The organism is Pedobacter sp. 01N416 (assembly GCF_056399685.1).
Genome location: NZ_JBFTRT010000181.1, coordinates 1 through 8,631, shown reverse-complemented (window position 1 = coordinate 8,631; position 8,631 = coordinate 1). Strand labels below are relative to the sequence as shown.

Annotated in this window: 7 protein-coding genes; 2 read left to right on the top strand and 5 right to left on the bottom strand. The window is 39.3% G+C overall.

Translation table 11 applies throughout. The annotated features are described in order from the left end of the window. Both AC1DND_RS11960 and AC1DND_RS11955 read left to right on the top strand, forming a co-directional pair. A partial coding sequence (locus AC1DND_RS11960; RefSeq protein ID WP_477581867.1) for a formimidoylglutamase occupies nt 1-1,150 on the top strand: 1,150 nt, incomplete at its 5' end. Nucleotides 1,151-1,329: 179 nt separating this feature from the next. Next, nucleotides 1,330-2,484, top strand: coding sequence for a redoxin domain-containing protein (locus tag AC1DND_RS11955; RefSeq protein ID WP_477581865.1), 1,155 nt, complete (start codon nt 1,330-1,332; stop codon nt 2,482-2,484). A gap of 66 nt (nt 2,485-2,550) precedes the next feature. On the opposite strand, the gene AC1DND_RS11950 is transcribed toward AC1DND_RS11955, so the two are convergent. The 5 genes from AC1DND_RS11950 to AC1DND_RS11930 form a co-directional block, all read right to left on the bottom strand. Then, a complete protein-coding gene (locus AC1DND_RS11950; RefSeq protein ID WP_477581863.1) occupies nt 2,551-3,057 on the bottom strand; it encodes an SMI1/KNR4 family protein in 507 nt (168 codons plus the stop codon). 12 nt (nt 3,058-3,069) lie between these two features. Further along, on the bottom strand, nt 3,070-4,341 hold the full coding sequence (gene purD / locus AC1DND_RS11945) for a phosphoribosylamine--glycine ligase (protein WP_215129489.1): 1,272 nt from the start codon (nt 4,339-4,341) through the stop codon (nt 3,070-3,072). Between the two features lie 65 nt (nt 4,342-4,406). Next, nucleotides 4,407-5,288 carry an SDR family oxidoreductase gene (locus tag AC1DND_RS11940; RefSeq protein WP_477581861.1) on the bottom strand — a complete coding sequence of 294 codons (882 nt, stop codon included), beginning with the start codon at nt 5,286-5,288 and terminating at the stop codon, nt 4,407-4,409. Between the two features lie 105 nt (nt 5,289-5,393). Continuing rightward, nucleotides 5,394-6,155 (bottom strand): enoyl-CoA hydratase/isomerase family protein, encoded by a 762-nt coding sequence (locus AC1DND_RS11935; RefSeq protein WP_477581860.1) that lies wholly within the window; start codon nt 6,153-6,155, stop codon nt 5,394-5,396. Nucleotides 6,156-6,253: 98 nt separating this feature from the next. Then, nucleotides 6,254-8,631: carboxypeptidase-like regulatory domain-containing protein (locus AC1DND_RS11930; RefSeq protein WP_477581858.1), on the bottom strand; the 2,378-nt coding region annotated here is incomplete at its 5' end.

Here is an 8,631-nt window from a genome sequence, read left to right as displayed (position 1 = left end):
CCCTGATAGTTTTACACCCAAGCAAGGATTTTTCACAAGTCAGCTGGGGTTAAAAGCGCAGATTTACACCGAATTGTTCCCCGATTTTGAGGAGCACACCTACGATCTGGCAATTTTTGGGGTACTTGATGGAAGAGGCGCCGTTAACAATGAAGGCTCTGCCCTGGCACCCGATTATTTTAGAGAGAAATTTTATAAACTCAACGAAGGTGCTTTTAATAGTAGGATTGTCGATTTAGGCAATATTAAACACGGCGCAACCATTGCCGATACCTATATTGCCATCAAGATGGTGGTTTCGGAACTGATTAAAAAAGACATTATTCCAATCATTATTGGCGGTGGACAAGACTTAACTTATGGCCAATACCTGGGTTATGAAGATTTAGAGCAAAAAGTAGATCTGGTGGTTATTGATAACCAATTTGACATTGGCGATGACGACAATGAGGGAATTGCTACCCGCTCAGACTGTTACCTGAACAAAATTTTCCTGCACCAGCCCAATTACCTTTTCAATTTTAGCAATGTGGGTTATCAAACTTATTTTGTAAACCAAGAAAGTTTGAGCGTGATGGATAAATTATATTTTGATGTACACCGCTTGGGTGAATTTGCTCAGGACATTACCCTAACAGAGCCTATTATCCGTAATGCAAACATGATTAGCTTTGACATGGGCGCTATCCGTTCTGCAGATGCCGCAGCAAATGCGAATACCACGCCGAATGGTTTTGATGGTGAAGAAGCCTGTCGTATTGCCCGTTATGCTGGCATGAATGATAAGTTGACCTCAATTGGTTTTTACGAGTTTAATCCGGCCTATGACAATAATGGACAAACTGCCTTCTTACTTGCTCAAATGGTATGGTATTTTGTTGATGGATTTTATGCCCGCAAAAAGGATTTTCCGCTAACACCGAAATCACAATTTATGATCTATCGAACCAGTTTAAAAGACGGTTCGGGAGAAATGATGTTTGTGAAAAGCAAAAAATCAGACCGCTGGTGGATGCAGGTCCCTTACCCTTCGGGACAATCTAAAAACGAGCGTTACCATCTGGTGCCTTGCAGATATGATGATTACCAGACTGCTGTTAATGGCGAAATGCCCGATTTATGGTGGAGAACCTACCAAAAACTTAACTAAAAGCTATCCCTGAAACAGTCCATCATAATTTTACACAGCTATTTACGTTTTAGCGGTACAGATTTCTATATTTGGACAGAATTAAACTAACCTCATGAAACCATCATGATTTTCAATATCACAAAGTAAAATCAACAAATCATGATAGCTTTATCACCAATGAAAAAAATATTATACAGATGAAAAAACTATTATTATCTGCGATGGCGCTATTGCCCCTTGCAGCCTTGGCACAGAAGCCATTTACAGTTAGTGGCGATATAAAAGGATTGAAAACCGGAGATAAGGTTTACCTGATCTATCAGGGAGATGGTAAAAACATTACTGATTCGGCAACTGTAACAAATGGCACTTTTGCATTTAAAGGAACATTGTTAAATCCTGCACAGGGAAGTCTTTTCTTAAACAAAAACCCTTACGTAAACCGTCCGGCACAGGGAGAGAAATTAGATGCTTTATCGCTATACGTAGAGCCAGGAAATATAAAGCTAGCCGCAGCAGATTCTTTAAAAAAAGCAACAATTACTGGCTCACCAGTTAATGACGATGCAAAGAAATTAAAAGCATTAACTAAACCTGTAGCAGATAAACTTGCTGCAATTAATGCAGAATATGCAGCCTATACACCCGAGCAGAAACAAGATAAAGCTGTTATGGGGGCTTTAGGTGCCCGTTATGAAAAAGAAGCTGCTGGAATGGCTCCATTATTATTACAGTATGCAAACGGCAATCCAAAATCATTTATCAGCTTAAGCGCAATTAGCCAATTGGCAGCAGATCCTGATCAGGCAACAGCAGCAGAAAAAGCTTTTGTTGGGTTGTCGCCAGACTTGAAGGCAACTACTACAGGTAAAAAAATTGCTCAAATATTTGACGCTGGAAGAAAAACCGCTGTAGGTGCCATGGCTATGGACTTTACGCAAGTTGATACCGCAGGTAAACCTGTTAAATTATCCGATTTTAAAGGTAAATATGTACTGGTAGATTTTTGGGCATCTTGGTGTGGCCCATGCCGCCAGGAAAACCCAAATGTGGTAGTGGCTTACAACAAATTTAAAGATAAAGGCTTTACTGTTTTGGGTGTTTCTTTAGATGGAGGAAATACCAGAACTACCAAAACGGCATGGCAGAAAGCCATTGAGGCTGATAAGTTAACCTGGACACATGTATCAGATTTAAAAGGCTGGAGCAATGAAGTGGCTCAAATGTATGGCATTCAATCCATTCCGGCTAATTTCTTAATTGATCCAACAGGTAAAATTATTGCAAAGGGACTTAGAGAACAAGCTTTACAAGACAAACTTCAAGAATTACTGGGAAGTAAATCGAAATAAAAAAGCGTTCAAAACAAAGAAAGCCCCAATTAAAATTGGGGCTTTCTTTGTTTATACGAAAACGTATTATGCAGATTTTAAGAAATCCAATACGTTAATGAAATAATTTTCAAGCCCTTCGTAAGGATCTTCTCCCGGAATCCATGAAGCAAATTTCCAGTATTCCCAATCTGCATTTTCAATTACCGGCGGGATTAGAAGAAAATATTGCTCTTCTCCTAAGCCACCAATAATAATGCTTCTGGCCAGTTTAATGGCTACCTCTAGCAACTCATCATTTTCTGTCCAAATCTCGATTAGCTGTGGATCAACATCCTTTAGAAATGCGATATCACTTGCTTTTGAAAACGACGGATCAACGTGTTCATTTGGCGTGGTAAATCCATTGGTAATCAACAGAAATTCCTTATAATCCGTTGGAAGCGTTACGCCCAATCTTACCTCAGCTTCTTGTATTTCGGCTGAGGTGGCGGGTTGATTGCCTAGCCACTTTGCTTCGGTTTGCTCAGGTGTAAAACTAAACTCTCCTTGTTTAATTGCGATTTCGGAGATCTTCTTAAGTACTTTTTTCAACTTATGTTATTTTTAAATTAAGTCAAAACCAATATCTTCTCTGAAATATTTCCCGTCGAAATAAATTCTGCCAGCATCAGCAGTTGCAGATTGTAAGGCAGTAAACAAATCTTTTTGCAAACTGGTAATCGCAATTACCCTTCCTCCATTTGTTTTCACGACATCATTTTCTAACAATGTTCCGGCATGGAATGCGTTAGAATGACGTAGGTTTTCAATTCCAGTAATGGCTTTACCCTTCAGGTAATCGCCTGGGTAACCACCTGCCACAATCATTACAGTAGCAGCTGTTTGCTCAGAAATAACCAAACTCACCTGGTTTAATTGTTTGTTGGCAGTAGCTAAAAACAACTCTACCAAGTCGTTTTCAACTCTAGGGATCACACTCTCTGTTTCAGGATCGCCCATACGTGCATTGTACTCGATTACAAATGGCTCTTCTCCTACTTTTATCAGTCCGAAGAAGATGAAACCTGTATAATCGATATTATCTTTCTTTAAACCCTCAACTGTTGGCTTAATAATCCGTTCTTCTACTTTAGCCAAAAATTCTGGTGTGGCAAAAGGAACTGGCGAAACTGAGCCCATACCACCAGTATTTAAACCGGTATCGCCCTGACCAATCCGTTTATAATCTTTAGCTGAAGGCAGTGTGATATAATTTTCACCATCGGTTAAAATAAATACCGAAAGTTCTATCCCGCTTAAAAATTCTTCGATTACTACTGTTGCACCGGCTGCACCAAATTTACCGCCAAGCATTAGTTTTAATTCTTCCTGAGCCTCGATGGTTTCGGTACAGATTAACACACCTTTACCTGCCGCCAAACCGTCGGCCTTTAAAACAACTGGCAATGCATGGTTTTGCAAATAAGCCAAGCCATCCTCTAAAGTTTCGGGCGTGAAAGATTTTGAGGCCGCAGTAGGAATACCATGGCGTTCCATAAACTGTTTAGAAAAATCTTTACTCCCTTCTAAAATAGCTCCTTCTTTTTTAGGTCCGATAACTGGAATGTGCGCAATGGCTTTGTCGGCAAGGAAAAAATCGTGAATACCATTTACCAAAGGTTCTTCAGGGCCTACTACAACGAGTTCAATGTTTTCGGTAAGCACTACTTTTTTAATGGCATCAAAATCGTTTACATTGATGTTGATGTTTGTACCATAAGCTCCTGTACCACCGTTACCTGGAGCAATAATTAGTTTATCGCAGTGCGAAGACTGGCTCATTTTCCAAGCGAATGTGCTTTCTCTGCCGCCTGAACCTAAAAGTAAGATATTCATATCGGCAAAGATAATATTTTAGTAACAAGTAGCGAGTATCAAGTAATAAGACTTGTCATCAAATACTAGCTTCCTTTAGCGCTTCGTGTCATTTGTTCGAGCATATCCCACATTTCGTTCGGGATTGCTTCCAAACCATTCATCTGGCCTGCTCCCTGCAGCCATTCTCCGCCATCAATGGTAATTACTTCGCCATTAATGTATCCAGAGAAATCGCTCACCAGAAATGCAGCTAAATTGGCGAGTTCCTGATGATCGCCAACTCTTTTCAACGGTACACGGTTTTTGAAATCGAATTTTTTGGCTAAATCGCCGGGCAATAAACGCTCCCATGCGCCTTTAGTTGGGAACGGACCTGGAGCAATAGCATTGGTACGGATACCATATTTACCCCACTCTACGGCCAAAGATCTTGTTAGTGCTAAAACACCACCTTTTGCACAGGCAGAAGGCACAACATAGGCTGAGCCTGTAAAAGCGTAAGTGGTAATTATATTTAAAACTGTTGCCGCTTGTTTTTCCTTAATCCAGTGTTTACCAAAGGTAAGTGTACAGTTAACCGTTCCTTTTAAAACAATATCGATAATGGATGAAAATGCATTGGCTGATAACCGTTCGGTTGGAGAGATGAAATTACCCGCAGCATTATTCAATAATATATCAACAGAACCAAATCTTTCTAAAGTTTTGGCCAATACGTTTTCTACCTGTGCTACTTCTCTAACATCACAGGCAACTGCCAATACTTTGCCGCCTGTTTTTTCTTCCATTTCATCGGCAGTTTTTTGCAGTACATCCTGTTTTCTGCTTGTGATTACGAGGTTGGCTCCTAATTTCAAGAAATATACGCCCATTGCTTTCCCTAACCCCGTTCCACCACCTGTAATTACAATGGTTTTTCCTTTTAAAGCGTCTTCTCTGAGCATTGGTGCATTATAACTGAACATAGTATATTGGTTAATTGGTTAAAGCTAAAAATGGTTAACTGTTGAAACTGGTTAATCGGTTAATTGTTGTAATTAGCTAACTGAAAACCGACAACTGCAAACTGATTATTTTCTCTGCAGATTAGCTAAAATTGTTTTTAAAATATGGCGTGTTGCCGGCGACCACCATTGTGCTAACATTTTTTCTAAAGTAGCCGACTGATCTGCAGTTACGGCAGCAATTAATTCCTCGCGTATATTTAACTTGCTTTGCGACCAGGTATTACTTTCGAGCTCCATGTATTTCTTAATCTTACGCTCGGCAGCCGTTAACAAACTTTCATTTTTCACCAATTCATCAACCAAACCGACTTTTAAAGCTTCTTCGGGGCTGTAAAGTTTACCTGAAAGCAAACTACGACTGGCTTCAGCCTTACCTAACCAAAACGCATACAATTGAAAAATACTATTTGGTACAATAATACCTACCGGCACCTCATTAAGTCCAATAATATATTGTCCTTCTGCCATTACCCGATAATCGCAGGCCAATGCCATTACGCATCCGCCGGCCGGGCTATGGCCACTAATTGCCGCTACCATYGGTTTTTTAAATGAGACCATATTGGCTGTAAAACCCAAAAACAACTGCCAGAAAACTTTAGCCTCCTCTTCGTTATAGTTATAAAGTTCTACCAAATCCAATCCAGCAGAAAAGAAAGGTGCTGTACCGGTTAAAACTACACCGCCAATGTTATCATCGGCGGTAATATTTTTAAGCATATCGTCAAGCTCGGTAATCAACTCGCGATTTAAGGCATTCGATTTTCCTCTATCTAACGTAATGGTTGCCAGGCGGTCTTTAACACTTACTTTTATTGTATTCATATTTTAAATAGTATCAAGATTTAAGAATCTAGGATCAAGATAAATATACCGCAGCATAAACTATGCATGCATACTAATTCAAATTTATCTATTTTTCTCTATTTAACGTCATAAGTGTAAACTTTTCTTGCCAAATGCCCTATAGCGTCTATTCCTTCTATTACTACACGGTAGGTTCCGGGTTCGTCTGCATTATAAAATTCGAATTGTGCTTTTCCATCTTTATCTGTAACAACCTGTGGGTTCCAATAAATAGTTGTTCTGAAATCGGTCCTGCTGCTTGAGCTTGTTGCATCATATTTTGGCGAATAAAACTCTCTTGAAATCGTAAATCCTTTTGGATTAAAGGTTACAATACCTGGAGCATAACGGGTAGTACTTCTTCCTCCATCACCACGTTTAGTTGTAACGATAATTACACCTCCGCCACCTTGCGAACCATAAATGGCTGTATTACCGATACTTTTTAAAAGCTCAATAGATTCTACATCGTTAGGGTTAACATTATCCAGAAAATCGGCTTCCATAGGCATTCCATCCACAATGAGTTGAATAGGAGTATTTTGGCTGCGCATTAAATATGGCACATTACCTCTAAATATTACACCTGGTAACCGCCCTTGCAAACATTGCGAAAGGGTAACACAGGTAGAGAGCTGATCGGCTGTCATCACGAAATCGGCCCTTCCTGCGCCATTTAGGTTGGATGAATTCTTCGCTGGGTTTTTCTTTTCAGTAATGGTTACTTCTTCAAGTTTAATGGTCCGCTCCAGCAAGCCTAAACGTGTCATCTCATTAAAATAGTTATCGCTTTCTTTAATATACTTCATCAAAGTATTATTCACATTGATATCGATATCGGCTCCATTTTTATTCTTGGTTACAATCTGCCCGGGTACGATATCAAGATTAATATCTACAAACTTCCTTTCTGTTTTAGTTCTGGCCTGAACAACAAATTTTGTACTATCGCCAAAACTTAAATTATCGAAAACAAACTTTCCTTCGGCATTGGTTACCGTATCCAAAATGTACATCGTTCCTTTTGTAGCCATTAGCATTACCTTACCACCAGGTACAGGCTTATTGCCTTTCATTACCGTTCCGCTAATGGTAATAGACTGCTCGGGTTTATAGGTAATATTCGGACCAACACCATTGATAATATTTTTCCAAAGAAATCTTCTCCAGCCCTGGGAAAGCATTAAGTTATCGAGTTCCTTTTGTGTTTGAAGATCATCCTTTAAAAAATAATGGTTGGGTTTCTCTACGTAGCCACTCAAATCAGAGGTAAGTAACAACGAGGTGAGGATATTAGACTCGTTATTTTCATCAGGCGTTACTTTTACCGTATTGGTTACAGCAACCGAAAAACTACCTAAAACGGGTTTATTATCATTATTAGCATCGAAAGTAAAGGCCGCTTTCCCTCTTTTTGAACTAGAAACTCCTGATGCATTAATCGATAAGTCAATTAATTCGGCCTTGTTATTAATAAAAACCAACCGCTCTGCCAAAGGTTGATTGCTGCTTGAAAATAAAGTAAACTGCACAATACCAGTTGGCAGGTTCTTTTTTGGAATATTGGCCACTAGTACCTGTTTATCCATTTTAGCTTTCGAGCCATAATATACATTGCCACCATGCTGCGCCACAACTTTTAGTTCATCGCCATTCACAAGATCGGCACTGCCCATAATTTTAACCACCACTTTACCTGTATCTAAAGCATTTACAGAAAGTGCATAACCACTTTTAACGGCCACAGGTAATTTAAACGTTTTTTCTGATCCATCCTTAAATTTAATCTTTGCCGAATATGACTTACCTGCCTGATTATTAAACACAAAATTACCCATACCTAAATAATTGGTGGCAAAACTGGTTACTTCATTTCCCCCTTCGTCTACTATACTCCCTTCTACATCTTCACCGCGACCATCGGCATTAACAGCTTTAATAGCAACTTTTTGGGGCAATTCTTCAACAAGTGTTCCCCCCTCTGGCATAAACTGTACATCAACATTGTTAGAGGTGGAAGTGATCGGAATAGATTTGATTACTTTTTGTTTATTATCCAGCGCGATGGTCGCAATAATTTTCCCTGATTTATTTTGGAAAGATTGATTGTTTGTGAAGCTAATTACCGCATCACCCGTTAAACTTGTTTTAACTTTACCCTTTGTAACGGTACGGTAATCTAACTGAACTTCATAACTTACTTCATTTTCACTGTAAGCCACGCCATTTTTATCTTCAAAATGAACTGTTGCCGTTACTTTATCTGCATTGTTCTCTTTGATAAAACTGTAAGAAGTTTTTGTAAAAACTTTGTTAGCCCAGCTATTTCCGATCTTAATTGTCTTATCGTAAAAGAATTCGGTACCAAAATTCCGCATGTAATTGGTATAGGCCCTAATTCTATAATTGCCCTCGCCAAGTGAATCTGTTAACTTAAAATCGCCCCAGGTAATTC

What these genes read in the sequence shown, in the direction of transcription:
- AC1DND_RS11955 (WP_477581865.1), top strand. Translation starts at nt 1,330, where the DNA reads ATGAAAAAACTATTATTATCTGCGATGGCGCTATTGCCCCTTGCAGCC.
- purD (WP_215129489.1), bottom strand. Translation starts at nt 4,341, where the DNA reads ATGAATATCTTACTTTTAGGTTCAGGCGGCAGAGAAAGCACATTCGCT.
- AC1DND_RS11940 (WP_477581861.1), bottom strand. Translation starts at nt 5,288, where the DNA reads ATGTTCAGTTATAATGCACCAATGCTCAGAGAAGACGCTTTAAAAGGA.